The organism is Cecembia rubra (genome assembly GCF_003014575.1).
GTDB classification, from domain to species: Bacteria; Bacteroidota; Bacteroidia; order Cytophagales; family Cyclobacteriaceae; genus Cecembia_A; species Cecembia_A rubra.
The window spans coordinates 188,619-215,223 of sequence record NZ_PYGF01000003.1 but is presented as its reverse complement, the minus strand read 5'-3'; the positions used below and the strand labels follow the sequence as shown (position 1 = coordinate 215,223).

At 41.4% G+C, this 26,605-nt stretch carries 21 protein-coding genes; 16 read left to right on the top strand and 5 right to left on the bottom strand.

Annotated features, from left to right (window positions below; all coding sequences use genetic code 11):
* Window positions 1–272 precede the first annotated feature (272 nt).
* From ilvD to CLV48_RS20520, 10 genes are all read left to right on the top strand, one after another.
* Complete coding sequence (gene ilvD, locus CLV48_RS07895) at window positions 273–1,949, top strand: dihydroxy-acid dehydratase (RefSeq protein ID WP_106566881.1); 1,677 nt, start codon at window positions 273–275, stop codon at window positions 1,947–1,949.
* An 18-nt stretch (window positions 1,950–1,967) separates the two neighbouring features.
* On the top strand, window positions 1,968–3,650 hold the full coding sequence (gene ilvB / locus CLV48_RS07890) for a biosynthetic-type acetolactate synthase large subunit (RefSeq protein ID WP_106566736.1): 1,683 nt from the start codon (window positions 1,968–1,970) through the stop codon (window positions 3,648–3,650).
* A gap of 16 nt (window positions 3,651–3,666) precedes the next feature.
* Window positions 3,667–4,185 carry an acetolactate synthase small subunit gene (ilvN, locus tag CLV48_RS07885; protein ID WP_106566735.1) on the top strand — a complete coding sequence of 173 codons (519 nt, stop codon included), beginning with the start codon at window positions 3,667–3,669 and terminating at the stop codon, window positions 4,183–4,185.
* 4 nt (window positions 4,186–4,189) lie between these two features.
* Entirely contained in the window at window positions 4,190–5,233 is a 1,044-nt protein-coding gene (gene ilvC, locus CLV48_RS07880; RefSeq protein WP_106566734.1) for a ketol-acid reductoisomerase, read from the top strand.
* Between the two features lie 7 nt (window positions 5,234–5,240).
* Window positions 5,241–6,752, top strand: coding sequence for a 2-isopropylmalate synthase (locus CLV48_RS07875; protein ID WP_106566733.1), 1,512 nt, complete (start codon window positions 5,241–5,243; stop codon window positions 6,750–6,752).
* A 1-nt stretch (window position 6,753) separates the two neighbouring features.
* On the top strand, window positions 6,754–8,154 hold the full coding sequence (gene leuC / locus CLV48_RS07870; RefSeq protein ID WP_106566732.1) for a 3-isopropylmalate dehydratase large subunit: 1,401 nt from the start codon (window positions 6,754–6,756) through the stop codon (window positions 8,152–8,154).
* Window positions 8,155–8,172: 18 nt separating this feature from the next.
* On the top strand, window positions 8,173–8,763 hold the full coding sequence (gene leuD / locus CLV48_RS07865) for a 3-isopropylmalate dehydratase small subunit (RefSeq protein WP_106566731.1): 591 nt from the start codon (window positions 8,173–8,175) through the stop codon (window positions 8,761–8,763).
* A gap of 214 nt (window positions 8,764–8,977) precedes the next feature.
* Complete coding sequence (locus CLV48_RS07860; protein ID WP_106566730.1) at window positions 8,978–10,597, top strand: alpha-isopropylmalate synthase regulatory domain-containing protein; 1,620 nt, start codon at window positions 8,978–8,980, stop codon at window positions 10,595–10,597.
* On the top strand, window positions 10,566–11,627 hold the full coding sequence (gene leuB / locus CLV48_RS07855) for a 3-isopropylmalate dehydrogenase (RefSeq protein WP_106566729.1): 1,062 nt from the start codon (window positions 10,566–10,568) through the stop codon (window positions 11,625–11,627). Before CLV48_RS07860 ends, leuB begins: the two co-directional genes overlap by 32 nt.
* Before the next feature lie 769 nt (window positions 11,628–12,396).
* Window positions 12,397–12,573: a hypothetical protein gene (locus tag CLV48_RS20520; protein WP_170068994.1), complete on the top strand. Its 177-nt coding sequence runs from the start codon at window positions 12,397–12,399 to the stop codon at window positions 12,571–12,573.
* 1,170 nt (window positions 12,574–13,743) lie between these two features.
* On the opposite strand, the gene CLV48_RS07850 is transcribed toward CLV48_RS20520, so the two are convergent.
* Window positions 13,744–14,784: a hypothetical protein gene (locus tag CLV48_RS07850; RefSeq protein ID WP_106566728.1), complete on the bottom strand. Its 1,041-nt coding sequence runs from the start codon at window positions 14,782–14,784 to the stop codon at window positions 13,744–13,746.
* Between the two features lie 311 nt (window positions 14,785–15,095).
* Between CLV48_RS07850 and truA the strand changes: the two genes are divergently transcribed.
* Window positions 15,096–15,881, top strand: coding sequence for a tRNA pseudouridine(38-40) synthase TruA (truA, locus tag CLV48_RS07845; protein WP_106566727.1), 786 nt, complete (start codon window positions 15,096–15,098; stop codon window positions 15,879–15,881).
* Here truA and CLV48_RS07840 read toward each other — a convergent pair.
* The 4 genes from CLV48_RS07840 to ade all read right to left on the bottom strand — a co-directional run bounded on the left by CLV48_RS07840 (window position 15,876) and on the right by ade (window position 21,361).
* Complete coding sequence (locus CLV48_RS07840; RefSeq protein WP_106566726.1) at window positions 15,876–16,748, bottom strand: geranylgeranylglycerol-phosphate geranylgeranyltransferase; 873 nt, start codon at window positions 16,746–16,748, stop codon at window positions 15,876–15,878. The two genes, truA and CLV48_RS07840, sit on opposite strands and share 6 nt — an antisense overlap.
* A 62-nt stretch (window positions 16,749–16,810) precedes the next feature.
* Window positions 16,811–17,611 (bottom strand): glycoside hydrolase family 16 protein, encoded by an 801-nt coding sequence (locus CLV48_RS07835; RefSeq protein ID WP_106566725.1) that lies wholly within the window; start codon window positions 17,609–17,611, stop codon window positions 16,811–16,813.
* 742 nt (window positions 17,612–18,353) lie between these two features.
* The gene (locus tag CLV48_RS07830; RefSeq protein WP_106566724.1) at window positions 18,354–19,496 is read right to left on the bottom strand and encodes an acyl-CoA dehydrogenase family protein; all 1,143 of its coding nucleotides are present in this window, start codon (window positions 19,494–19,496) and stop codon (window positions 18,354–18,356) included.
* A 230-nt stretch (window positions 19,497–19,726) separates the two neighbouring features.
* Window positions 19,727–21,361, bottom strand: coding sequence for an adenine deaminase (ade, locus tag CLV48_RS07825; protein WP_106566880.1), 1,635 nt, complete (start codon window positions 21,359–21,361; stop codon window positions 19,727–19,729).
* Window positions 21,362–21,518: 157 nt separating this feature from the next.
* Here ade and cmk point away from each other — a divergent pair, with 157 nt between their 5' ends.
* The 5 genes from cmk (at window position 21,519) to nqrC (ending at window position 26,593) form a co-directional block, all read left to right on the top strand.
* Window positions 21,519–22,226: a (d)CMP kinase gene (gene cmk, locus CLV48_RS07820; RefSeq protein WP_106566723.1), complete on the top strand. Its 708-nt coding sequence runs from the start codon at window positions 21,519–21,521 to the stop codon at window positions 22,224–22,226.
* Window positions 22,210–23,112 (top strand): 4-hydroxy-3-methylbut-2-enyl diphosphate reductase, encoded by a 903-nt coding sequence (locus tag CLV48_RS07815; RefSeq protein WP_106566722.1) that lies wholly within the window; start codon window positions 22,210–22,212, stop codon window positions 23,110–23,112. The genes cmk and CLV48_RS07815 overlap by 17 nt, the downstream gene beginning before the upstream one ends.
* 133 nt (window positions 23,113–23,245) lie before the next feature.
* Window positions 23,246–24,610, top strand: a complete 1,365-nt coding sequence (locus tag CLV48_RS07810; RefSeq protein ID WP_106566721.1) for a Na(+)-translocating NADH-quinone reductase subunit A — start codon at window positions 23,246–23,248, stop codon at window positions 24,608–24,610.
* A 5-nt stretch (window positions 24,611–24,615) separates the two neighbouring features.
* Entirely contained in the window at window positions 24,616–25,830 is a 1,215-nt protein-coding gene (locus CLV48_RS07805; RefSeq protein ID WP_106566720.1) for an NADH:ubiquinone reductase (Na(+)-transporting) subunit B, read from the top strand.
* Complete coding sequence (nqrC, locus tag CLV48_RS07800; protein ID WP_106566719.1) at window positions 25,817–26,593, top strand: NADH:ubiquinone reductase (Na(+)-transporting) subunit C; 777 nt, start codon at window positions 25,817–25,819, stop codon at window positions 26,591–26,593. The genes CLV48_RS07805 and nqrC overlap by 14 nt, the downstream gene beginning before the upstream one ends.
* The last annotated feature ends 12 nt before the right edge of the window (window positions 26,594–26,605 follow it).

Sequence of the window (26,605 nt, the reverse complement as noted above, 5' to 3'; positions counted from 1 at the left end):
AATAAAATTTTTAACATACATAATAAATCAATTTAGTGCATAAAAAATGAAATTAAATATTGTTTCTATCAGAATTCAAGCTTAATTTTGAGACATCAATCAAACAGAACCATAACCGCATGTTAGAAATAGTCACTCCTTTAAGCTTTATTATTCTCATTTGTAATAAATGAAGGGGCGCTAGACTATTTTAACAAACAACCATACAATGTTAAGTGCCTCAGTAAATGGGGCACTTTTTTTATAAACCTATAAGACCTATTAATACCCATATGAAATTGAAAAAACACAGTTGGGAAATCAGTCAGAATGAGGAGCATCCTGCTGGTAAGGCCATGTTGTATGCCACAGGGATGTCTGATAAACAGATGAACCAGCCCTTTTTGGGGATAGCAAGTTGTGGCTATGAAAGCAACCCTTGCAATATGCACCTGAATGATTTTGCCGGTCTGATCAAGCAAGCTTCTAAAGCTCATGATCTGACCGGTTTGGTTTTTAATACCATGGGTATTTCTGATGGTATTTCAATGGGGACATCTGGAATGAGATATTCCCTCGTGTCCAGAGAAATCATCGCTGACTCTATAGAATCCTTTATTCTCGGCCATTCGTTTGATGCCTGTGTTGCTGTGGCAGGATGTGATAAGAATATGCCGGGAGCTGTCATGGGCATGTTGAGGATCAACCGCCCTTCCATCATGGTATATGGGGGTACAATCCGTTCCGGAAATTATAAAGGAGAAAAACTAAATATTGTTTCTGCCTTTGAAGCATATGGAAAGCGGATCAAAGGGGAGATGAATGATGAAGATTACCAAGGTGTCATACAAAATGCCTGTCCCGGAGCCGGAGCCTGTGGCGGAATGTACACTGCAAACACCATGTCTTCTGCTATAGAAGCCATGGGGATGTCCCTTCCGTACAGTTCTTCCACTCCTGCAACTGCTCCTGAAAAATTAAAAGAATGTCAGGTGGTATCTGAGTATATCAAGATACTTCTGGAAAAAGACATTAAACCCAAGGATATAGTCACCAAAAAGAGTTTGGAAAATGCCGTCCGTGTTGCAGTAGCGTTAGGTGGCAGTACCAATGCTGTATTGCATATCCTTGCCATCGCCAAAACAGCAGGAATTGATTTTACTTTAGAAGACTTTAAGCGGGTAAATCATGAGACGCCACTTTTGGGGGATTTCAAACCTTCAGGAAAATATCTGATGGAGGATCTTTTTGAACAGGGCGGTTTGCCTGCATTTATGAAATACCTGCTCATTAATGGCATGCTGCACGGGGATTGTATTACTGTTACAGGAAAGACTTTAGAAGAAAATCTTGCGGATATTGAACCTGTAGTTCCTTCTGTGGTCAATGTGATTCACCCAATTGAAAAGCCCCTCAAAGAAACAGGCCACCTCTGTGTTCTAAAAGGTAATCTTGCTCCAGAGGGTGCTGTGGCCAAAATATCAGGAAAAGAAGGGAAGTCATTCACAGGACCTGCTAGGGTATTTGATTCCGAGCTGGAGGCCAATGAAGGCATCAAAAATAAACTTGTAAATAAAGGAGAGGTAATCGTCATCCGCTATATAGGCCCCAAAGGCGGACCTGGTATGCCTGAGATGTTGAAACCTACTTCCATGATTATCGGAGCTGGACTTGGATCTGATGTGGCTCTTATAACTGATGGCAGATTCTCTGGAGGTACTCACGGTTTTGTGGTGGGTCATGTGACTCCAGAAGCTTATTCCGGAGGGCCAATAGCCATGGTCCAGGACGGAGATATCATCACTATTGATGCAGATACTCTTACTTTGAATGTGGCTTTGACGGACGTGGAACTGGCAGAGAGAAGGAAAAATTGGAAAAACAAAGACCTTTCCGATCTTCAAGGTACACTGAAAAAATACAATAAACTTGTTGCCTCCGCTTCTGAGGGATGCGTAACCGACAAATAAATCAAAATCCAAAACATCATGATTAGAGGAGCAGATATCGTAGTCAGATCCCTGATCGCCGAAAATGCAGAATATATTTTCGGTTATCCTGGAGGCGCCATCATGCCGGTATATGATGCCCTATACGATTACAGTGACCAGATAAAGCATGTGCTGACCCGGCATGAGCAGGGGGCCATACATGCCGCTCAAGGCTATGCCCGGGTTTCTGGGAATGCAGGAGTGGTACTGGTGACTTCGGGTCCTGGGGCAACCAACCTTATTACTGGTCTAGCTGATGCACTGATAGATAGTACTCCTTTGGTCTGTATTACAGGTCAGGTTGCGGCACATTTATTGGGTTCGGATGCTTTTCAGGAGACTGATGTAGTTGGACTCTCAATGCCCGGGACCAAATGGAATATTCAGGTCAGAAGAGTGGCGGATATTGCACCAGCTATAGCAAAGGCATTCCATATAGCCAAGACCGGAAGACCAGGCCCGGTGTTAGTGGATATTACCAAAAATGCACAAGTGGAGTTTGGAGAGTTCAATTATGTACACTGTGAATCTGTAAGGTCCTACAAACCCTATGTGAGAATTGATGAGCAGGCCGTGATCGATGCTGCATCACTTATCAATTCAGCTCAGAGGCCCTATGTTTTATTTGGGCAGGGCGTGGTTTTAGCCAATGCAGAAGCTGAATTGAAAGCTTTCTTGGACAAAACTGGAATTCCTGCTGCTTCTACCTTGTTGGGATCGGGAGCTTTGTCTCAATGCCATCCCTCCTACGTAGGGAAACTGGGTATGCATGGAAATTATGCCCCCAATTTATTGACCAACCAGTGTGATGTGCTGATTGCTGTGGGGATGCGATTCGATGACAGGGTGACCGGTGATCTGAAGCGTTATGCCAAACAGGCAAAGGTGATTCATTTGGAACTGGATCCTTCCGAAATAGATAAGAATGTGAAAACAACTGTTGCTTTACAAGGTGACTGTAAAGCAAGTCTTTCCCTCTTGACCAAGGCTGTAAAAGCAAATGAACATCCAGAATGGATGAGTAGGTTCAGAGAACTGGAAAATGAAGAAAAAAAAGCTGTTATAGCGAATGATCTTCATGGGACACACGGGGGATTGCATATGGGTGAAGTAATCCACTTAATTAATCAGTTCAAAGAACAAGATGCGGTATTGGTCACCGATGTGGGACAACATCAGATGATAGCTTGGAGGTATTTTGACTACAAAACTACCCGTACTCAGGTCACTTCAGGAGGATTAGGGACTATGGGTTTTGCTTTGCCTGCTGCACTTGGAGCCCAGCTGCATAATTATAATAGACAGGTCATCTGTGTGGTCGGAGATGGTGGTATTCAAATGACCATTCAGGAATTGGGTACAATTATGCAGACCAAAGCTCCCGTAAAAGTGGTTTTGTTGAATAACAACTATCTGGGCATGGTACGCCAATGGCAGCAATTGTTTTTTGATAAACGCTACTCCTTTACAGAGCTTGAGAATCCTGACTTCATAAAAATTGCAGAGGCTTACAGCTTTAGAGCAAGAAAAGTCACTGAGAGAGATGATCTCGAATCTGCAGTGGCAGAGATGTTGTTGCATCAAGGTCCTTATTTCCTTGAGGTCGTAGTTGAAAAAGAGGACAATGTTTTCCCGATGATCGCCACAGGATGCTCTGTGGAAGAAGTAAGATTGAGCTAATCCAGGACCGGCATTTATGAATCGATATACCATATTAGTTTATACAGAAAATTTCATCGGAATCCTTAACAGGATCACCATTATATTTACCCGAAGAGGGATCAATATTGATGCCCTTACTGCCTCTGAAAGCAGACTGGACGGTATCCATAAAATTACTATAGAGGCGACTGTTACCGAAGAGCAAATTGTTCAACTGACCAAGCAGATTGAAAAAGTGGTAGATGTAATCAAAGCTTACTATTTCAAGGATGATGAGGTGGTCTACCAGGAAATTGCTTTGTACAAAGTGCCTACGGAAAACTTGGATCCGGGACTTGAAAAAGTTATCCGGCAGTTCAATGCCCATATTATTGCAGCAGAAAAAGAATTTGTCGTTATAGAATTTACAGGTCATAAGGAGGATACCCAAGCTTTATTGGAGATTTTAAAGCCTTTCAATCTGTTGGAGTTTTCCCGTTCGGGAAGGGTGGCTATTGCCAAACCTAAATTTTCTGTTCAAGAGTATTTAAATAATCAAACCTATAATCATTAACACTATGAAACTGAAATTCGGATCAGTAGAAGAAAATGTAGTAACCAGAGAAGAGTTTCCTTTGGAGAAAGCCAGAGAAGTATTGAAAAATGAAGTGATCGCTGTCATTGGCTATGGTGTCCAAGGGCCTGGACAGGCACTGAATCTCAAAGACAATGGCTTTAATGTCATCGTAGGCCAAAGAAAAAACTCCAAGACCTGGGACAAAGCAGTAGCAGATGGCTGGATACCTGGAGAAACTTTGTTTGAAATTGAAGAAGCCTGCCAAAAAGGCACTATCCTTCAATTCCTGCTTTCTGATGCTGGTCAGATTAGTCTTTGGCCCACTGTCAAAAAATATCTGTCCCCAGGAAAAGCACTTTACTTCTCTCATGGATTTGGTATTACTTATAAAGAGAAAACAGGAATTATCCCTCCTGCAGATGTGGATGTGATCTTGGTTGCACCAAAAGGATCAGGGACATCATTAAGAAGGATGTTTGTTGAAGGCAGGGGTCTAAACTCTTCCTATGCCATCTATCAGGATGCTACAGGCAAAGCAAAAGACAGGGTCATTGCTCTGGGTATTGGTGTGGGATCAGGTTACCTGTTTGAAACAGATTTCTATCGTGAAGTGACTTCTGACCTTACCGGTGAAAGAGGAACCTTGATGGGCGCCATCCAAGGGATATTTGCAGCACAATACGAAGTTCTGAGGGCCAATGGACATACCCCTTCCGAAGCATTCAATGAAACGGTTGAGGAATTGACCCAAAGCTTAATGCCTTTGGTGGCAGAAAATGGTATGGATTGGATGTATGCGAATTGTTCTACTACCGCACAAAGAGGTGCCCTGGATTGGTGGAAACCATTCCGAGATGCAACAAAACCTGTTTTCGAAGAGCTTTATAGCAGTGTAAAGTCAGGAAAAGAAGCACAAAAATCCATTGATTCCAATTCCAAACCTGATTACAGGGAAAAACTGGAAGCCGAATTGAAAGAATTAAGAGAATCTGAAATGTGGCAGGCTGGAGCCGTCGTCAGAAAATTGAGACCAGAAAATAACTGATAAAACTATGAGTGAAAAGCTATGGATATTCGATACCACACTCCGTGACGGGGAACAGGTACCTGGTTGCCAGTTGAACACCCAGGAAAAGATAGTGGTGGCTAAGGCTTTGGAAGCACTGGGAGTAGATATCATTGAAGCTGGATTTCCTATTTCCAGCCCTGGTGATTTCAATTCCGTGGTTGAAATTTCAAAAGCGGTTTCTAATCCTATCATCTGCGCCCTTTCCAGAGCTGTGGAGAAGGATATAGAAGTAGCTGCGGCTGCCCTCAAATACGCCAAAAAAGGACGAATCCATACGGGTATAGGGGTGTCGCCTTATCATATTCAATATAAATTAAGATCCACACCGGAAAACATTATCGAAAGGGGGGTAAAGGCAGTAAAATTTGCCAAACGCTTCGTGGAGGATGTAGAGTTTTACGCCGAAGATGCCGGAAGGGCTGAACTTCCTTTTCTTGCAAAGATCATTGAAGAGGCCATCAAAGCCGGCGCAACAGTAGTAAATATTCCGGATACAACCGGCTATTGTCTTCCTGAACAATATGGTGCAATTATCCGCTACCTTAAGGAAAATGTTTCTAACATAGAAAAAGCCATCATTTCTACCCATTGTCACAATGATCTTGGTATGGCTACTGCCAATACGATCTCCGGCATCCAAAACGGGGCCAGACAGGCAGAGTTAACGATCAACGGTATCGGTGAAAGGGCAGGGAATACTTCCTTGGAAGAAGTGGTTATGACCATTAAATGCCATCAGAGCATTCCTGTCCATACCGATATAAAAACTGAAAAAATTTATGGTACAAGCCGCCTGATCTCCAAACTGATGAACATGCCAGTGCAGCCAAATAAGGCTATTGTAGGAAGAAATGCATTTGCTCACTCTTCCGGTATCCATCAGGACGGTGTGTTGAAGCATAGAGAAAACTATGAGATCATTGATCCAAAAGAGGTAGGGGTGCATGAATCATCAATTGTTCTTACCGCAAGGAGTGGAAGGGCAGCGCTGAAACACCATTTGGACAATTTGGGCGTAGTTCTTGAAGGAGAAGATTTGAACAAAGTTTATGAAGATTTCCTTTTATTGGCAGATTCCAAAAGGGATATAGGTCCCAAAGATCTTCTGGAGCTTGTTGGAAAATATATTGACGAATCTACATTTATCGAACTTCAGGAAGTCAGCTATCAATCCAATGGCTCAATTAAAGCCAATGTAAAACTTAAAATAGGGGATAAACCATTTGAAGCAAGCTCGACAGGAAATGGACCTGTAGATGCTGTTTTAAAAGCCATTGAAAAGATTGTAAAGCCCCAGTATGTACTGGAAGAGTTTCTCATTCAGGCAATTACAGCTGGGAGTGATGATGTGGCAAAAGTCCATATGAGGCTGATGCAGGGAGACAAACCCTTTTATGGATTTGCTTCCAATTCAGATATTGTACTGGCTTCTGCTCAGGCTTTTGTGGATGCCTTAAACAAAATCCCTGTCAAAGACAAAGTGACCATCGATTAACATGGAAAAGAAAACATTATTTGATAAAATTTGGGATGCACACGTAGTCCGCTCGGTTCCCAGTGGTCCGGATGTCTTCTTCATAGACAAACATTTTATTCATGAGGTGACCAGTCCGGTTGCCTTCCTCAACTTAGAAAAAAGAGGCATAGGAGTGCTCTATCCCGAAAAGACCATTGCTACTCCGGACCACAATGTTCCCACTGTGGACCAGGATAAGACTATCAAGGATAAACTTTCCCGCATGCAGGTAGAAAAGCTGAGGGAAAATTGTAAAAAATACAACATTGAGCTGCATGATTTGGGCTCCGCACATCATGGTATTGTCCATGTGATAGGTCCTGAACTCGGAGTGACCCAGCCAGGGATGACCATTGTATGTGGAGACAGCCATACTTCTACCCATGGTGCTTTCGGCGCCATCGCCTTTGGAATCGGGACTTCTGAGGTGGAGATGGTTTTGGCTACTCAATGTATCATGCAATCCAAACCCAAAAAAATGCGGATCACAGTAGATGGGGAGTTGGGTAAGGGAGTGACATCCAAGGATATCATTCTTTACATCATTGCCAAAATATCTGCTGCCGGTGCTACAGGTTATTTTGTGGAATATGCAGGTTCGGCTATCCGTAACCTCAGTATGGAGGCCCGTATGACAATCTGCAATATGAGTATTGAAATGGGGGCCAGAGGTGGGTTGATTGCTCCTGACGAAACCACCTTCAATTACCTCAAAGGCAGACAGTATTCCCCTAAAGGAGCAGATTGGGACAATGCCGTTACCCATTGGAAAACGCTAAAAACCGATGAGGGAGCGGTATTTGATAAGGAGTATCATTTTGATGGCAATGATATCGAGCCGATGATCACCTATGGCACTAATCCGGGTATGGGCATCAAGGTTATTGACAGGATACCTACAACTGAGGGGATGGAAGGAAGCAATAAGACCTCTTACCTGAAATCTTTGGATTATATGGGTTTTGCCCCAGGTGAGCCAATCAAAGGGAAAAAAGTAGATTATGTATTTGTGGGCAGTTGTACCAATGGCAGAATTGAGGATATCCGTGCTGTGGCCAATTTTGTCAAAGGAAAAAGAAAAGCTGATAATATCACAGCCTGGATTGTTCCTGGTTCAAGAGAAGTGGAGAAAATGGCCCATGAGGAGGGTTTGGTAAAGATCCTGGAAGAGGCCGGATTTGAACTGCGTCAACCTGGTTGTTCTGCCTGTCTTGCTATGAATGATGACAAGATCCCTGCCGGGAAATATGCAGTATCCACTTCGAATAGGAATTTCGAAGGTCGACAGGGGCCTGGTGCCCGAACCCTTTTGGCAAGCCCATTGACCGTGGCTGCCGTAGCCGTCACCGGAGAAATCACTGATCCCCGTGACATTTTCTAACGCTTAAACCAGAAAACTATGCCTTACGATAGATTTAATGTATTGAGAAGTACAGTGGTACCCCTTCCGACTGAGAATGTGGATACAGACCAGATCATTCCAGCCAGGTTCCTAAAGGCCACGGAAAGGGAGGGATTTGGGGATAACCTTTTCAGAGATTGGCGCTATGATGTAGAAGGGAATCCAAAGAAGGATTTTGTGCTGAACAACCCAACTTATAAGGGCAAAATCCTGGTGGCAGGTAAAAATTTTGGTTCTGGATCAAGTAGAGAACATGCAGTATGGGCTATTTATGATTATGGATTCCGCTGTGTTGTTTCTTCTTTCTTTGCGGATATTTTCAAAAACAATTGCCTAAATATCGGTGTGCTTCCTGTGACAGTGAGCCCCGGGTTTCTGGACAAGATCTTTGCTGCAGTGGAAGCTAATCCTCTGGCAGAAGTAGAAATTGATCTTGATAAACAAAAAATCACCTTAGTTCCTTCTGGTGAATCGGAATCTTTTGAAATCAATGCCTACAAAAAGGAAAATATGAAAAATGGCTTTGACGATATTGATTACCTATTGAATATCAAAGTAGAGATAGAGGAGTTTGCGGAGGGAAAGTAAGGGGGATTTGGAAAGTGGGATTTAGTAAGTCGGACAAGATTTGAGCCATTAAGGGGTTCATTAAGAATGAGGAATGGAGAATGGAGAATGAGGAATGAGTATCAATAGCTTATCCTTAAATGTTTCCCCAATTAACCAATACCTGTTCCCTAATAACTCATCACTTCCCACTTCATACTCAACACTCCACACTCATCACTAATCATTAACCAATATGGGTTATCAAAGGAAAATAGAGATCATGGATACTACCCTGAGGGATGGGGAACAGACCTCTGGCGTTTCCTTTTTGCCTTCTGAGAAACTTCAGATCGCCAAGTGGCTATTGGAGGAATTGAAGGTGGACAGGATTGAGGTAGCCTCAGCCAGGGTTTCTGAGGGAGAAATGGAAGGGGTGAAAAGGATTGCCCAATGGGCGTCTGAAAAAGGTTTTTTGGACCAAGTGGAGGTTTTGGGATTTGTGGACACTCCAGTATCAGTAGATTGGATCGCGGCAGCTGGGGGTCAAGTGCTAAACCTTCTGACTAAAGGTTCTTTGAACCATTTGGTGCATCAACTCCGCAAGTCCAAGGAGCAGCATTTTCAGGAAATTCAGGATTGTGTTCATTACGCCCGTTCGAAGGGCATAAGTGTCAATGTGTACCTGGAAGATTGGTCAAATGGTATGCGCAATTCCATGGATTATACTATGGATCTGATTGGCATGCTTGCAGAGTTAAAAGTCCGAAGAATTATGCTGCCGGACACCTTAGGGCTTTTGAATCCCAGAGAGGTTTCCCATTTCATACGCCTGATCACTTCAGAATTTCCAGATGTGCATTTTGATTTTCATGCGCATAATGATTATGACCTTTCTGTCGCAAATGTCCTCGAGGCGATTTATAATGGAGTCAAAGGTATTCATACCACGGTCAACGGACTCGGTGAAAGGGCTGGTAATGCCCCATTGGAGTCCGTCATAGCTGTGATTAAAGATTTTACTGATTTTAAATTGAATATCCGTGAAAACAGGATTTATAGGGTGAGTAAATTGGTTGAGCAGTTTTCCGGACAACATATTCCTGCCAATAAACCTGTAGTAGGTGAAAACGTGTTTACCCAAACCGCAGGGATCCATGCCGATGGAGACAATAAGAAGAATCTTTATTTCAATGACCTTTTGCCAGAACGATTCGGAAGGCAACGGAAATATGCTTTGGGTAAGACTTCTGGAAAGGCCAATATAGTTAAAAATTTACAGGAACTCGGCATTTCACTTGAGCCTGACGAACTGACTAAGGTGACCCAAAGGATTATCGAATTGGGGGACAAAAAAGAACGTGTAACAACTGAAGATCTACCGTATATCATTTCAGATGTATTGCAGAATACTTCTATCACCCATAATATTTTCATTGAAGGTTATAACCTGAGCCATTCCATGGGATTGAAGCCCACGGTTCAGTTGAAAATGAATATTTATGGTCAAAGTTACGAGGAAGGATCCGCGGGAGATGGTCAGTATGATGCTTTCATGAAAGCCCTGAGGAAAATATACAGATCCCTCAACAAGGAACTTCCCAAGCTGATCAATTATCATGTGACCATTCCACCGGGAGGGAAAACTGACGCCTTTGTAGAAACTGTTATCACTTGGGACTACGGAAGGATTTTCAAAACCAAAGGTTTGGACAGCGATCAGACCGTGGCAGCATTGAAGGCCACAGAAAAAATGCTAAACATTATAGAACAATTGGACAAAGGAAATACAGGTTCTTTGAAAGGACAGGAAATTAACCCAGAAAAAGAAAATACTACATTATATGGAAATGAACATCGCGCTGTTGCCGGGTGACGGCATCGGACCGGAGGTAATTGCACAGGCCGTAAAAGTGGTCAAGGCAGTAGGAAAGAAATTCGGACATACGATCCATTTTGAAGAGGCACCCGTTGGGGCCACAGCTATCGACCTGATAGGTGATCCTTATCCAGATAGCACCCATGATGTCTGCCTTAGGGCGGATGCGGTGCTTTTTGGTGCCATTGGGGATCCCAAATATGACAATGATCCCAAGGCTAAGGTCAGGCCGGAGCAGGGCTTATTGAGGATGCGTCAAAAGTTGGGTCTGTTTGCCAATGTCAGACCGACTTTCACCTTTCCTTCATTGATCCATAAATCACCATTAAAAATCGAAAGGGTTGAAGGGGTGGATTTTGTGTTTTTCAGAGAATTGACCGGTGGGGTTTATTTCGGTGAACCAAGAGGTAGGAATGAGCAGGGGACCAAAGCTTTCGATACAAATGTGTATTCCAAAGAAGAGATCACCCGTTTGGCTAGAATGGGTTTCGAAGCGGCCCAAAAAAGGAGGAAATTACTGACCTGTGTGGATAAGGCTAATGTATTGGCTACTTCCAGGTTGTGGCGGGAGACCGTACAGGAGCTGGCTCCGGAATATCCTGATGTAAAGGTAGAGTATGAATTTGTTGATGCAGTGGCCATGCGCTTGATCCAATGGCCCAAGGCCTATGATGTTTTGATTACAGAGAATCTTTTTGGGGATATTTTGACCGATGAGGCTTCGGTTATTTCAGGTTCCATGGGATTGATGCCTTCAGCATCTTTGGGCACGGTAAATAAATTGTTTGAGCCAATCCATGGGTCCTATCCACAAGCTGCAGGGAAAGACATTGCAAATCCTTTGGCCACGGTATTGTCAGCAGCGATGATGTTTGATTATGCCTTTGGTCTTAAAGCAGAGGCTCAGGCCATCACCGATGTGGTGAACAAGTCCCTGGCTGAAGGAGTGGTGACAGAAGACATTGCCGAAGGCGGGAAAGCGTATAAGACTTCCGAGGTGGGGGATTGGTTGGCAGCTAATGTTTGAGAAGCGAGAGATGAGAAGCGAGAGATTAGAGAATTTGGATTTAGGTAAGAATTGAACAATTGAGAAGTTAAGGGATTTTAGGGGTTCATTAAGGTTTTTGGATTGAACCTATCCTTGCTCTGACGGATCACTGGTGACATGGGCTTTTCTTTGTCATTTCGACTGAAAGGAGAAATCTAAATTCCTTTTTTCTACTCATACAGACTCCTCCTGCCGTCGGAGTGACAATGAGAGGTGGTTTTAAATAGGAATCCTTGTTTTAACCGACAGGATTTTTGAATTGAACCTATCCTTGCTCTGATGGATCACTGGTGACATGGGCTTTTCCTTGTCATTTCGACTGAAAGGAGAAATCTATTCGTTTACTAATGGTCATAGACCTCTCCTTCGTCGAGGTGACAAGAAGAGGCAATTCAAAGAAGTATTCCTTGTTTAAGGGGATAGGGTATTTTGGTTTGTAGATTTCCTTCCTTTGACGGACAGAGTTTTTGGATTGAACCTATCCTTGCTCTGACGGATCACTACTGCCATAGGCTTTTCCTTGTCATTTCGAATGGAAATATGAGAAATCTATTCGTTTACTAATAGTCATAGACCTCTCCTTCGTCGAGGTGACAAGGAGAGGCAATTCAAAGAAGTATTCCTTGCTTTAGGGGATAGGGTATTTTGGATTGTAGATTTCCTTCCTTTGACGGACAGGATTTTTGAATTGAACCTATCCTTGCTCTGACGGATCACTGGTGACATAGGCTTTTCCTTGTCATTTCGAATGGAAAGAGGAGAAATCTATTCGTTTACTAATGGTCATAGACCTCTCCTTCGTCGAGTTGACAAGGAGAGGCAATTCAAAGAAGTATTCCTTGCTTTAGGGGATAGGGTATTTTGGATTGTAGATTTCCTTCCTTTGACGGACAGGATTTTTGAATTGAACCTATCCTTGCTCTGACGGATCACTGGTGACAGGGGCTTTTCCTTGTCATTCCGACTGAAAGGAGAAATCTAAATTCCTTTTTTCTACTCATGCAGACTCCTCCTGCCATCGGAGTGACAAGGAGAGGTGGTTTTAATTAGGAACCCTTGTTTTAACCGACAGGATTTTTGGATTGAACCTATCCTTGCTCTGACGGATCACTGGTGACATGGGCTTTTCCTTGTCATTTTGACTGGAAATATGAGAAATCTATTCGTTTACTAATGGTCATAGACCTCTCCTTCGTCGAGGTGACAAGGAGAGGCAATTCAAAGAAGTATTCCTTGATTTAGGGGATAGGGTATTTTGGTTTGTAGATTTCCTTCCTTTGACGGACAGGATTTTTGGATTGAACCTATCCTTGCTCTGACGGATCACTGATGACATGGGCTTTTCCTTGTCATTTCGACTGAAAGGAGAAATCTAAATTCCTTTTTTCTACTCATGCAGACTCCTCTTGCCATCGGAGTGACAAGGAGAGGTGGTTTTAATTAGGAATCCTTGTTTTAACCGACAGGATTTTTGAATTGAACCTATCCTTGCTCTGATGGATTACTGATGACATGGGCTTTTCCTTGTCATTTCGACTGAAAGGAGAAATCTAAATTCCTTTTTTCTACTCATGCAGACTCCTCCTGCCGTCGGAGTGACAAGGAGAGGTGGTTTTAATTAGGAATCCTTGTTTTAACCGACAGGATTTTTGGATTGAACCTATCCTTGCTCTGACGGATCACTGGTGACATGGGCTTTTCCTTGTCATTTCGACTGAAAGGAGAAATCTAAATTCCTTTTTTCTACTCATGCAGACTCCTCCTGCCGTCGGAGTGACAAGGAGAGGTGGTTTTAATTAGGAATCCTTGTTTTAACCGACAGGATTTTTGGATTGAACCTATCCTTGCTCTGACGGATCATTACTGCCATAGGCTTTTCCTTGTCATTTCGAACGCAGAGAGAAATCTATTGGTGCTGGTACCTTTAAGACAGACCTCTACTTCGTCGAGGTGAGAAGGAGAGGCGGTATTTGGTTGGGGGACTTGTTTTGAAGGAGGAGGTTTGGGATTATTGATTTCCCTAATCAGCTCAAAAGCAAAAACCCTGGTAACTTAAGCTACCAGGGTTTGGATTTTTAATGTTTAAAAATTTCTATTAATCTTCATCAACTGGGCATTCAATTTCTTTTTCCCACTCAACATCTACGTGGATGAAGTAGGAACCAGCAGCAGGAACGGTTATTGTTGCGACATCTCCATTGAAGTTAGCACGTAAGTATCTTATGTTTCTTACATCATTTCCAAATCCATTAAAACTAGTAGGTGGATTTAGATAGGCAAGAACTTTTACAGCATCACTCACAATAGTCTCACCCACTGTTTTGAATCTCCAGCCTTCATCAAGAGTAATGGTAATAGTGATGTTTCCATTAGATATAGGTCCCATTTGGATTGAACCAGCTTCCATGTTTTGACCAGCTATCAATTTAATTGGATCTGTTGTGTAATTGTTCCACATAAACCAGTTACTGCTATTTGCAAAACGGTTACCATCACCTGTCGCAGTTTCCCCTTTCCATTCAAAGCAAGGCTCGTCTTCGCAAGGTTCAAGTGTATAACAGAACCTTAGGTTACTTAATTCAGCAGGACCGCCACTACCGCCAGCCATTGGTGAAGCCAATCCAGAGTCACTTCTGACATCTCCTTCGTAGAAATAAACATTGGCATCATTAGAACCTTTAACTACCGCTGCAACATATTTAACGCAATACCCAGCAGGAACGTCAATAGTCCAAGAAACATAAGTTCCATCTGTCGTAGCTGTTATTGCTCCAAAAGTAGCTGTATTTTCATCAAAGTCTACTGCATTAATTTGATCAAAAGAATTTGAAAATGTCACGGTACGGTCAGCATTACTATATGCTGTTGCTACTTCGTCACAAGTTCTATTTCCACCAGGATTAGCACCTTCAATAATATCAGGTGTAATATCCCCATCTGAAATTGGTGAGGAAGCAGTTTTGGCATTCTCCAATCCATTTCCGAAAGGGTTCAATCTAAAAAGCTTATCACTTTTACCTTCTAAAGAATTACTGTCAGGCTCAATGCCGTCCATTTGGCTACATGCTGTAAAAAATGCAGCAAGGACAAGAACCCAAACCCAGTTTAGGTTTCTTGCAAAGTTTTGTGTTCTCATTTGGGTTAGATTTTATTAATACTAATTTATTAAAAAGTTAATGAAATGCAAAAAAAAGTAAATAAAAAGCAATAAAACGTTTTTTAAGTGCGTTTTTAATATTTTTTTTGTTTTATTGTTTTTTTTTGAGATTTTTTATCATTTAACAATATCTTTCCTCTAAACCCCATTATTTTAGACTGAATTTTTTATTGGTCTCGAATTGATAAAAAGATTGATAATTTTTTAAAATCTCAGAAAATCAAAGTGTTTTTGTTATCTTTTTTTCTTTTCAAGAATGAGATTACGTTTTTTTGGACGAGTTTTGCCTGATGCAATCCAGACCCTATTCTTATCTTTTCTATCTCCAATACCTAGGTCTGCGCTATGCAGGTTGGCAAAAGCAAAAGGGGATCAAGACCGTACAAGGTACAATCGAAAGAGGTATCCGCTATGTTCTGGATCATGAGGATTTTACCCTGCTTGGGGCAAGTCGAACAGATTCAGGAGTTTCCTGTGAAAGGGGAGCATTCCAACTTTTCTTAAGAAGACCTTTGGAGCAAGTGGACTTTTTAGAAAAAGTCAATGAAAGTCTCCCTGCTGATATCCGCCTGCTTTCTTTTCAGCAGGTAGCCAATTCTTTTAATATTATCCAGGATATTTCATGGAAAGAATACCATTTTCAAATGGCATTTGGGGAAAAATTCCACCCATTTGCTTCTGCTAATTTTGGGTACTTCCCCGGTAAACCAGATCCGGCCAAGATGCAGGAGGCAGCAAGTCTTTTTAAGGGGCAGCATGATTTCAGGAGGTTTTGCTCTATTGATAAGATTTCAGAGAACTACCAACGAAATATTTTTGAATCTGAAATTATTTTCCACCCCCATACCGGTCAAACCTTGGTCCCTGAAAATGCGCTTATATATAAAGTGAGAGGTGATGGGTTTTTGCGGTACCAGGTCAGGATGATGGTTTCTGCCTTGGTGGAACTGGGAATGGGAAGATTAAGCCTTGAAGATATTAGAACTGCTCTACAGTCTAAGGATAAAAATCCCCTTGTCAGACATGCCTCCGCTAATGGATTGTTACTTTATGACTTGGGATTTAAAAGTCTATAAAAAAATCATACTCAAAATACCGGCAAACATCAATGCCTTGTTAAGCAGGCTCAGTTGGGTAAAATGTTTTTTTCTGTCAGCTGTGTAGATTCTGTACAAGAAGATCATGAACAAAATACTTAAAATGCCAAAGTAATAATAAAGTTTGGGGTTATTGATCTTGAAGGTTACCAGCAAAATAGAACAGACGAATATCAATGCGATAGCAAATATTACCTTCTTGGTGTTTCTAAACCCCAACACTATGGGAAGTGTTTTGCAGCCATGCCTTCTGTCACCATCCCTGTCCTCTATGTCTTTGATAATTTCCCTGATCAGGTTTATGAAAAAAGCAAAAATTGCATAAGTCAAAACCAAAAGTTCTGATTTTTGGTAATAGAAGCTAACCAACCAAATGGAGGAACCGGTCAATAATGCTACTGTAAAATTCCCAATAAAAGGTAAGCGCTTCAATAGATTGCTGTATAACCATAAAAGGAAAGCAGCGCTAAAAATGACCAATGCTATCCTTGGAGAGATCAGCCAACCAAGACCAATTGCTGTAAAATTGAGAAAGGAATGGTAAAGTAAGGCCACTCTTCTTTTCATGGACCTGCCTATAATTACCTCTTTTGGTTTATTAACAAAGTCAATTTTGACATCATAATAGTCATTTATCATGTAACCGGCTGCGGCAACCATTACTGTAGAAAGGATCAAGAGGTAAAGTTTGAAATCCTGCAGAACCGGTAAGCCTTGCTGGTTTGTCTCTACTAAAAAAACAGCAGTCATGACCTGAGCAAAAGCAAGGATAAATAAATTAACAGGCCTACTAATTTTCAATAAGCTCCATAAATCGAAATTCTTGGCAATTGCTTTTACTTCCATGATGTAAAATTAGGACAAATCTGCATTCATTGATTCCAAATTTAGTGCTGCAGCTTATAGAATTAGTACTTATCTGGTTTGGAAGCATACACCCTTACGTAATCTATTTCCATTCGTTGGGGCCAAATATCAGGATCTACTCCTTTCGCTCCTCCCCAGTTGCCTCCAACGGCGATATTGAGTATCAAGTGAAAATGATGGTCAAAAGGCCACTCTTTCCAGTCATTACCCGAATTGTCAAATGTATGGTATTTTTCCCCGTTGAGGTAAAAATCAATCCTGTCTTTCCTCCAGTCTATGCCATAGACATGGAAAACTTCAGAGCAGTTGTTAACATTGATCTGCATTCCTTTTTGTGTGCCTTTGGTATGATTAAACGCTTCCGTGTGCACGGTGCCGTGAACATTTCCCTGATCAAAGCCCACATGTTCCATGATATCTATTTCTCCGCTTTTTGGCCAACCGCCATATTTATTTTCTTCCGGGAGCATCCATATAGCAGGCCAGGTTCCAACTCCTTTAGGTAGTTTGGCTTTTACTTCAATATAAGCATATTTCCAGTATGCTTTTCCCTTTGTATGCAAGCGGGCAGAGCTATACCCTTTTTCATAAGTACTATCTTGATGGGCCTCAATAATCAATATGCCTTTTTCCACCCGGGAGTTTCTTTGATTTTCCTGGGTGTAAAACTGAAGTTCATTGTTGCCCCAACCATGGTCTCCCACATCATAGGACCACTTTGAGTGATCGGGAAGACCTTCATAATCAAACTCCTCGGACCAAATAAGTTGGCCATTATCTTGCTTTGTCCGGCAAGATAAAACTATAAAAACCGGTATTAACAGGTATATTGCTCTATTCATAGTTTGGTTTTGAAATTTTAATGAAAGGTGTTGGGGAAGATAATAGTAAAACGGTAGGATGAAAAGGGGAAGGGTAGATTTTTGGGGACCATGTAAAAAGTTTAATAGAAAAATGAGATTTCAGAAGTAAGATCTCGTAAAGAATTGCTGAATTAAGTAGTGTATAAAATAACCGGGTATTCCAATTTCGCTATCAATTGAAATGAGTCTGAAAACTCCAGGATCATTTCTTTAAGTTTTTTATAAGATGAATGCTGATGAGAAATAGCCATCCAGTACTATAATTCACTAAATTTTAAAATGTTGAGTGGGATTTGAATTGCTAATTATGATTCAGTTAGAACTCTTGCGGCAAGGGATGAACCTAAATGAAGCGCTAAAGCATAGGGTCTGGAAAAATTAGGCCAAAGCATGAATCATTAAAAGGAAAATACCTCTTTTTTTAGGATAAGGGAAATTAAGAATAGAAAGGAATTGTTGGAATTGGTTTAAGTTGAGTAGGTTATTTGGTTTAATTGTGATTGAAAACAAAGAATTCCAATGGGACCTGGGGAAATAGCCAAGGAAAATGATGGCTTAGCATTAATAATCTCCTGCTGATATTTTTGTCTCAGGGAATGGTTATAGGTGGAGAATAATGCAAAAGGGGGTTGGGAAATAGGATCACGCAGCAGTCTTTAGTTTTTCATTTTACTGCTGCGTGAAAGATATAAAAGCTTTATGCATTTGGGACAAGAATGAATTATTTTCTAAGTACTTCCCTCGAAATCACAATTTTCTGGATTTCGGAAGTTCCTTCTCCAATCGTACAGAGTTTTGCATCCCTATAATATTTTTCAACAGGGTAATCCTTGGTAAAGCCATAACCACCAAAAATCTGTACAGCTTCATTAGCCACTGAAACAGCTACTTCTGATGCGTAATATTTAGCCTGAGCCCCCTCAAGCGTAACTTTTTGGCCTCTGTTTTTAAGATCTGCGGCCTTAAAAGTCAAAAGCCTTGCTGCTTCAACCTGTGTGGCCATATCAGCCAATTTGAATGATATTCCCTGAAACCTGCTTATAGGTTGGTTGAACTGCTGTCTTTCTTTGGAATATTGAATAGCTTCTTCCAATGCCCCTTCTGCAATACCAAGAGATAGGGCAGCAATGGAGATGCGTCCGCCGTCCAATATTTTCATTGATTGGATAAAACCATTTCCTACTTCTCCCAATACTTGGCTTTTATGCACCTTGCAATCTTCAAAAATTAGCTCAGCAGTTTCAGAAGCCCTCATACCCAGTTTGTCCTCTTTTCTACCTCCTCTAAAACCAGGTGTGCCTTTTTCTATTACAAAAGCAGTCATGCCATGAGAGTCGCCTATTTCACCAGTCCTCGCTATTACTACAGCAACATCACATGAATAACCATGGGTAATGAAATTTTTTGCCCCATTAATAATGTAATGATCACCGTCATTAACCGCGACGGTCCTCATATTGCCTGCATCAGAACCAGTATTTGGTTCCGTCAGTCCCCATGCCCCTAAAAATTCACAGCTGGCCAATTTTGGAAGATATTTCTTTTTTTGTTCTTCACTGCCAAACATCATTATATGTCCGGTGCATAGAGAATTGTGGGCGGCCATGGAAAGACCAATGGCAGGGTCTAGCTTGGCCAGTTCGGCGATAGCGGTCACATATTCAAAGTATCCGAAGCCAGAGCCTCCATATTCTGCAGGTACCAAAACACCCATTAAGCCAAGTTCTCCCAGTTTTTTAAACAATTCAAGCGGAAAATACTGTTGGTCATCCCAGTCCTTTCGAAAGGGAGTAATCTCTTTAGCTCCAAAGTCTCTGATCATCTGAGCAATCATTAACTGATTCTCATTGAGCTCAAAATTCATCATATCTAAGTTAATTTGGGTTTATTCTCTACTAAGATATTAACTTGTTGTCAATAAGAATGGTTTCTTTCTAAAGAATACTTATTGTATAGTCTTTTGTATTATCACACTTGTATTTTATATACTGGAGCAGGTTTTTGTTTAATCAAAATATATAGTTTTTTTGTCTGTAAATTTTAAAATTTTATTTTGGTTAAATTTTTTGGAAAAATTTTGCAGGAGGTCAGATCTTATGATAAGAATAGGTCTGTGAACTCAAATTTTTGCCCACTGAAAAGCCCTTTATCACTTAATTTTAGATCAGGTATCACCAATAAGGCCATAAAACTCAAGGTCATGAAAGGTGATTTCAGGTTTGATCCCAGTTTTTTGGCTAATCTGTCTATTTCTGTATAGGCTTTGGCAATTTCATAGCCATCGGCAGGGGACATTAGCCCCGCAACAGGCAGGGGAAGTACCTGTTCTTCGTCAGGACCTACAGCTGAAATCCCCCCTTTAGCCTCTACAAGCAAGTTGACCGCCCTGCACATGGAAGCGTCATCCACACCGACAACTATTATATTATGTGAGTCATGGCCCACAGATGAGGCTATGGCTCCCTGTTTCAATCCAATATTTTTGATGAATGCAATAGAAGGATGGGAATCTTTATAGCGGTTGACCACGGATATTTTCAGTATGTCCTCCTTGGGATTCGATTTTGCCAATCCATTTTCTGTAAGGATTTCCCCTTGGATTTCTGGAGTGATCAATTGCCCGTCAAGGGCTTCGATAACTCTTATCTTTGTACTTTTTGCATTGATTTCAAAGTCACTTTCTAGTTTTGGACCTATGTTGAAATTATTGATAATTTCACTTTTGACGGGTTTAATTAAGGTTTTGCCATTTTCAGAAACCTTTTTCCCTTCAATATAAGTAGCCAATACCTTGAATGCCTTTAAGTCTTCAACAAGGATGAAATCTGCCGGATCGCTGATTCTCAATTGTCCCACATTCATCCTGTAATGTTCTATTGGGGTAATGCAGGCGGCTTTAAGCACATCGAAAAGGTCTTTTCCTTTGGCTATCGCCCTTACTACTAGTTCATTGATATGTCCAATTGCTAGATTATCAGGATGCTTGTCATCAGAGCAGAACATAACAAGGTCAGGATATTTATCGATAATGTCTATCAGGGCCTCAAAGTTTTTGGCCGCACTTCCCTCCCTGATTGCGATTTTCATTCCTAATTCAGCTTTATCAATTGCTTCCTCCAAACTGAAGCATTCATGGTCTGTGGTGATACCGGCGCTTGCATATTTTGCTGCAATTTCGCCTCTTAGACCAGGAGCATGTCCGTCCACAGGTTTTCCGTATTTTTTTGCGAGATTGATTTTTTCCATTACTTCAGGATCCCTGTTTACGGTTCCAGGCCAATTCATCATTTCCGCCAAATAGACTATTTCTTCTCTTTTGAGCAGCTTATCGATGTCATTGGCTAAAATTTCTGCTCCTGCAGTTTCAAAAGGTGTGGCAGGAACACAGGAAGGAGCACCGAAATAAAATTTAAACGGTACTTGATTGCCGTTTTCCACCATAAAGTTGATGCCATCCATTCCACATACATTAGCTATCTCATGAGGGTCTGAGATCGTGGCTACTGTTCCATGACATACTGCCAGCCTTGCAAATTCAGATGGAACCAGCATAGAGGATTCCACATGGACATGGGCATCAATAAATCCCGGAAGGATAAAGGGTAGGCCTGGTTCCGGATTTATTTTTCTTATAGATATTATTTTTTTCCTATCCACTTCGATTTCTGCCGGAAAAATCACCCTTTTTTTGATGTCCACGAGATGACCGGAAAGCTTAAAATTGCCCATAAATGCCTCTTGATTAAATTCTTGATTTTCAAATTTCAATGCAAAAATGAAATACCCTTACAAACAAAAGTAATCCATTTCAAACTGTCTAATTTTAGATTTAAAACTACTATATTTGCGCCTATAATTAAAAAAAGCCTTAGGCTACTTTTATTTCATGCAGAAAATAGTGATTGCAATAGACGGGTATTCTGGGTGCGGAAAAAGTTCTACTGCCAAGGCAGTGGCAAAAAATTTAGGCTACACCTATATAGACTCAGGTGCCATGTATAGAGCTGCCACTTTATATTTTCTTCAACAACGAGTTGATCTATCTGATATTGACACCATAAATAAAGCATTAAAACATCTTGAGATTTCTTTTCATACTAATACCCGTACCGGATTGCAGGAGACCTATTTGAATGGTGAAAATGTTGAGCAGAAAATCCGAAGTATGGAGGTTTCCGATTTTGTAAGTGAGGTATCCAAAATAAAGGAAGTCAGGAGGGAGTTGGTATATCAACAACAGCAATTGGGTAGATCCAAAGGTGTGGTGATGGACGGAAGGGATATCGGAACGGTGGTTTTTCCGGATGCAGAATTAAAGGTATTCATGACGGCAGACCTTGAAATTCGGGCAAAAAGAAGACAAAAAGAATTGATTGATAATGGTCAAGAGGTAACTTTGGAGGAAATCATCCGTAATCTTGATGAAAGAGATAAGGTTGACTCCACAAGGGCAGAAAGTCCCTTGGTCCGGGCAGAAGATGCAGTAGATGTGGATACAAGTTACTTGGACTTTGATGACCAGGTAAAAAAAATTATGGAACTGGCCAACGAGAGGATAGGTCAATACAGTAGAACTTATGGAAGTAAGCATTGATAAGAATTCCGGGTATTGTTTTGGGGTCGAATTTGCCATCAAAATGGCAGAAGATGAGATGGATGTGTCTGATAGACTTTACTGTTTGGGAGACATTGTCCATAATGACATGGAAGTCAAGAGGTTGAGGAAAAAGGGGCTGGTCGTGATAGACCGTGAACAACTTCAGGAGCTCAGCGATTGTAAGGTACTCATCCGTGCACATGGGGAGCCTCCCGAAACATACAAACTTGCCATAGAAAATAATATTGAGCTCATAGATGCCTCCTGTCCGGTGGTGTTGAAACTTCAACATAGGGTCAAGACGGCCTTTGATAAAATGGAAAAGGAACAAGGCCAGATAGTGATTTATGGGAAAAAAGGCCATGCAGAAGTTATCGGACTGACCGGTCAAACACTTGAAAAGGCTATTGTGGTCATGGAAGACAAGGACCTGGATAAAATAGATTATTCCCGACCGGTTACCCTATTTAGCCAGACCACCAAAAGTACTAAGGGGTTTTATGAACTTAAATCCAAAATCGAAGAAAGAATAGTCGCTGCCAAAGGGGAATTGAATGAGGTGGATTTCTATGCCAACGATTCAATTTGCAGACAGGTGTCAAACAGAGAACCACAGTTGCAGCGTTTTTCACAAGAAAATGACGTTATCATTTTCGTTTCTGGTAAGAAGAGTTCCAACGGCAGAGCTCTGTACCAGGTCTGTAAAATTGAAAATGAAAGAAGTTATTTCGTAGAAAACGAAACCGAGATTGACCCTTCCTGGTTTAAACCTAATGATAAAGTAGGGATTTGTGGAGCCACCTCAACACCCATGTGGCTGATGGAGCAGGTTATGCAACATATCCAGTCCCTTGAGCAGGACTTGATGTTGGAAAATTCCTGAGATTACCGTTAATATAAAAATGCGGATGTCTGTGTCATTGGGCACAAATATTCCCAAAATAATATTCTAATAACTGATCTATTTTATTAGATTTGAGCCGTTTTTCAAAGGATCATACAGTTTATATAATCATATGTCAAAAACAGTAAAGCTTAAGAAGGGATTCGATATTAAGCTCGTAGGTGAGGCTGAAAAGCAGCTTGCGGACTTCAAGCCCGCTAAAACTTTTGCCATTAAGCCTACCGATTTCATCGGTATGCAGAGGCCAAAAGTAACTGTAAATGAAGGTGATACAGTCAAAGCAGGGACTCCGATTTTGTTTGACAAGGCCATGGAAAAGGTGCAATATTGTGCTCCTGTTTCTGGTGAAATTGTTGAAATTAAAAGAGGGGATAGAAGAAAGCTTTTAGAAATCAAAATCCTCGCTGATGCATATATCAGCTATGAATCATTCGATAAATTCTCAGGGGATTCTTTGAAATCATTGAGCAAAAACGACGCCATTGAACAAATGTGTAAGAGTGGAGTTTGGCCTCAGATTATTCAAAGACCTTTCGGTATTGTTGCCAATCCGGAAGATACTCCAAAATCCATCTTCATCTCCGGTTTTGATTCCCATCCTTTGGCACCGGACTATGGTTTCCTGCTTCAGGGGGAAGAAAGTAACTTCCAGGCAGGTATTGATATCTTGTCCAAACTGACCTCCGGAAAAATTCACTTGAATGTGAATGGAGAAAGTGCAATTCCTTCGGTTTTTGCAAATGCAAAAGGAGTTGAACTCAACAAATTCAGCGGACCACATCCTGCAGGCAATGTAGGTGTTCAAATCCACCATATTGACCCTATAAATAAAGGAGATATCGTGTGGACAATTAATCCTTACGGGGTCGTACAAATTGGCAAGCTGTTTTTGGAAGGCAAGTATGATGCTTCCAAACTTGTTGCTGTCACTGGATCTGAAGCAGCGAAGAGCGGTTATGTGAAAACATTCCTTGGTGCCTGTGTTGACACAATGGTATCTGGTAATACCAAGCAGGATAATATTCGTGTAGTTTCTGGAAACGTACTTACAGGAGAAAGAATCAATAAGGATGGATATCTTGGGTTTTACCATCAGCAAATAACCCTACTTCCTGAAGGGGATCAGTATGAGTTTTTGGGCTGGATGAAACCAACTTCCAGCAGACTCAGCTACCATAGGGCTTTGGGCTTATTGTCATTCCTCAGCCCTAATAAGGAATATGTTTTGGATACCAATACCAATGGTGAGGAGAGGGCATTTGTTCAAACAGGAGTGTTTGAAAGCGTAACCCCTATGGACATTCTTCCGGTTTACCTGTTGAAAGCCATCTTGGCAGAAGATTTTGATGAAATGGAGGAACTTGGAATTTACGAGGTTGTTGAAGAAGATTTGGCGCTTTGTGAGTTTGTGGACGTATCCAAACATCCGGTTCAGGAAATAGTTAGAAAAGGGATAGATTTAATTCAATACAGCTAATCAATATGAAGTTTCTAAGAGATCTGTTGGATAAGCAGAAACCGCTTTTTCATAAAGGTGGAAAATTTGAGAACCTGTATTACCTGTATGAGGCGGGAGAAACATTCCTGTTCAAACCCAACCATACAGCAGGTATAAAAGGAACTCAAGTTAAAGATGCCATTGACCTTAAAAGGATGATGATCACAGTAGTGATTGCCATGATTCCTTGTTTGTTGTTTGGTATCTATAATACAGGACATCAGCATTTTCTGGCTACTGGCCAGACTGCTGGATTATGGGAAGATTTTGGACCAAAACTTCTTATAGGTCTTGAGTTGGTATTGCCAATCGTAATCGTAGCTTATGCTGCAGGTGGTTTGGTAGAAGCAGCTTTTGCTGTTGTAAGAAAACACCCTATCAATGAAGGGTTCCTGGTAACCGGTATGTTGATTCCATTGGTAGTCCCTGCTACTCTGCCGTTATGGCAAGTTGCTTTGGCTACAGTATTTGCAGTGGTAATTGCAAAAGAGGTGTTTGGAGGAACAGGCATGAACATCCTAAACGTTGCTATGACAGCCAGGGCATTCTTGTACTTTGCCTACCCGGCACAGATTTCTGGTGATCAGGTTTGGACATATTTGGGAGATAAAACTCCTGTTGATGGATTTTCAGGTGCTACTGCTTTGGCTGTTGCCTATAACGCTGGTGTAGAGGGACAGCCCGTAACTGAAGCTTTGGCCGAACATAATACAGTATTAGGTGATGGAATGTTCAGCTTCATGAACCTATTCATTGGATGGATCCCAGGATCTATAGGTGAAACATCCACCTTGATGGCATTAATCGGTGCAGCAATTTTAATTGCTACCGGTGTAGCTTCATGGAAGATAATTGTAAGTGGATTTGCCGGTGCTTACGTAATGGGTTTGGTGATGAACCTTTTCGCTGTGAATGAGTATATGGCTATGGCCCCTGAATACCATTGGGTCGTGGGTGGATTGGCTTTTGGAGTGGTATTTATGGCAACAGATCCAGTTTCAGCAGCACAAACGGAGGTTGGAAAATGGATATACGGTTTCTTGATCGGTGTACTCACTGTAATCATCAGGGTGACCAACCCAGCTTATCCGGAAGGCATTATGTTGGCAGTACTATTTATGAACGTATTTGCCCCATTGATTGACTATTATGTAGTAAAAGCTAATAAGAAAAGGAGGTTACAACGTGCAACAGTCTAATGCTTATATCATTACCTTTTCAGTAATCCTTACGGTAGTTCTTGGATTGCTGCTTTCAGGTACTTCACAGGTTTTGGCTCCAATCCAGAAAAAAGCCGTGGAATTGGATACGAAAAAACAAATTCTTGGTGCTGTATTGGATGCCTCTCAGCTACGCAATATGAAAGCTGATGAAATTCTTGCTTACTACGATAATAGGATTTCTTCCAAAGTAGTGGATATAGAAGGCAATCTTCTTGAGAAAGACTCAGACGGTAACCCGATTATTGCTGAGAACGTAAATGTGGCTAAGAATTATAAAATGGCGCCTGAAAAGAGACAATATCCCATCTTCGTATTCCACAAAGAAGGTAATCCGGATGCTGTTGAAGCATACATCGTTCAGGTTTATGGTGCCGGCCTTTGGGATGAAATCTGGGGCTTCCTGGCTTTGGATACAGACCTGAATACAATCGCAGGTGTAACTTTCGGGCACAAAGGTGAGACTCCAGGTTTGGGTGCCAGAATTACAGAAGGAGCAGTTCAGAACCGTTTTCAGGGCAAGCAGATTTTTGATGATTCAGGTAATTTTCAGTCTGTAGCCATGCAAAAAGGTGAAGGAAAAGATTATTCCAGTGAGTTGCACAAAGTAGACGGTCTTTCCGGTGCTACCATTACAGCCAATGGTGTCAATGCGATGTTGAACAATTACTTGAGGTTTTACAAGGCATATTTTGACAAATTGAAAGCTTCTAAGTCATCAGAAGTTGTTGCTTTAAATTAATTTCGAACATTA

Excerpts from the sequence above, each read along its gene's own strand:
- truA (WP_106566727.1), top strand. The coding sequence starts at position 15,096 with ATGCAATCCAGACCCTATTCTTATCTTTTCTATCTCCAATACCTAGGT.
- CLV48_RS07840 (WP_106566726.1), bottom strand. The coding sequence starts at position 16,748 with ATGGAAGTAAAAGCAATTGCCAAGAATTTCGATTTATGGAGCTTATTG.
- CLV48_RS07815 (WP_106566722.1), top strand. The coding sequence starts at position 22,210 with ATGGAAGTAAGCATTGATAAGAATTCCGGGTATTGTTTTGGGGTCGAA.
- CLV48_RS07830 (WP_106566724.1), bottom strand. The coding sequence starts at position 19,496 with ATGAATTTTGAGCTCAATGAGAATCAGTTAATGATTGCTCAGATGATC.
- ilvC (WP_106566734.1), top strand. The coding sequence starts at position 4,190 with ATGAAACTGAAATTCGGATCAGTAGAAGAAAATGTAGTAACCAGAGAA.
- cmk (WP_106566723.1), top strand. The coding sequence starts at position 21,519 with ATGCAGAAAATAGTGATTGCAATAGACGGGTATTCTGGGTGCGGAAAA.
- leuB (WP_106566729.1), top strand. The coding sequence starts at position 10,566 with ATGGAAATGAACATCGCGCTGTTGCCGGGTGACGGCATCGGACCGGAG.
- ilvB (WP_106566736.1), top strand. The coding sequence starts at position 1,968 with ATGATTAGAGGAGCAGATATCGTAGTCAGATCCCTGATCGCCGAAAAT.
- leuC (WP_106566732.1), top strand. The coding sequence starts at position 6,754 with ATGGAAAAGAAAACATTATTTGATAAAATTTGGGATGCACACGTAGTC.
- CLV48_RS07860 (WP_106566730.1), top strand. The coding sequence starts at position 8,978 with ATGGGTTATCAAAGGAAAATAGAGATCATGGATACTACCCTGAGGGAT.
- leuD (WP_106566731.1), top strand. The coding sequence starts at position 8,173 with ATGCCTTACGATAGATTTAATGTATTGAGAAGTACAGTGGTACCCCTT.
- CLV48_RS07805 (WP_106566720.1), top strand. The coding sequence starts at position 24,616 with ATGAAGTTTCTAAGAGATCTGTTGGATAAGCAGAAACCGCTTTTTCAT.
- CLV48_RS07835 (WP_106566725.1), bottom strand. The coding sequence starts at position 17,611 with ATGAATAGAGCAATATACCTGTTAATACCGGTTTTTATAGTTTTATCT.
- CLV48_RS07810 (WP_106566721.1), top strand. The coding sequence starts at position 23,246 with ATGTCAAAAACAGTAAAGCTTAAGAAGGGATTCGATATTAAGCTCGTA.
- CLV48_RS07875 (WP_106566733.1), top strand. The coding sequence starts at position 5,241 with ATGAGTGAAAAGCTATGGATATTCGATACCACACTCCGTGACGGGGAA.
- ilvD (WP_106566881.1), top strand. The coding sequence starts at position 273 with ATGAAATTGAAAAAACACAGTTGGGAAATCAGTCAGAATGAGGAGCAT.
- CLV48_RS20520 (WP_170068994.1), top strand. The coding sequence starts at position 12,397 with ATGGAAAGAGGAGAAATCTATTCGTTTACTAATGGTCATAGACCTCTC.
- ade (WP_106566880.1), bottom strand. The coding sequence starts at position 21,361 with ATGGGCAATTTTAAGCTTTCCGGTCATCTCGTGGACATCAAAAAAAGG.
- ilvN (WP_106566735.1), top strand. The coding sequence starts at position 3,667 with ATGAATCGATATACCATATTAGTTTATACAGAAAATTTCATCGGAATC.
- CLV48_RS07850 (WP_106566728.1), bottom strand. The coding sequence starts at position 14,784 with ATGAGAACACAAAACTTTGCAAGAAACCTAAACTGGGTTTGGGTTCTT.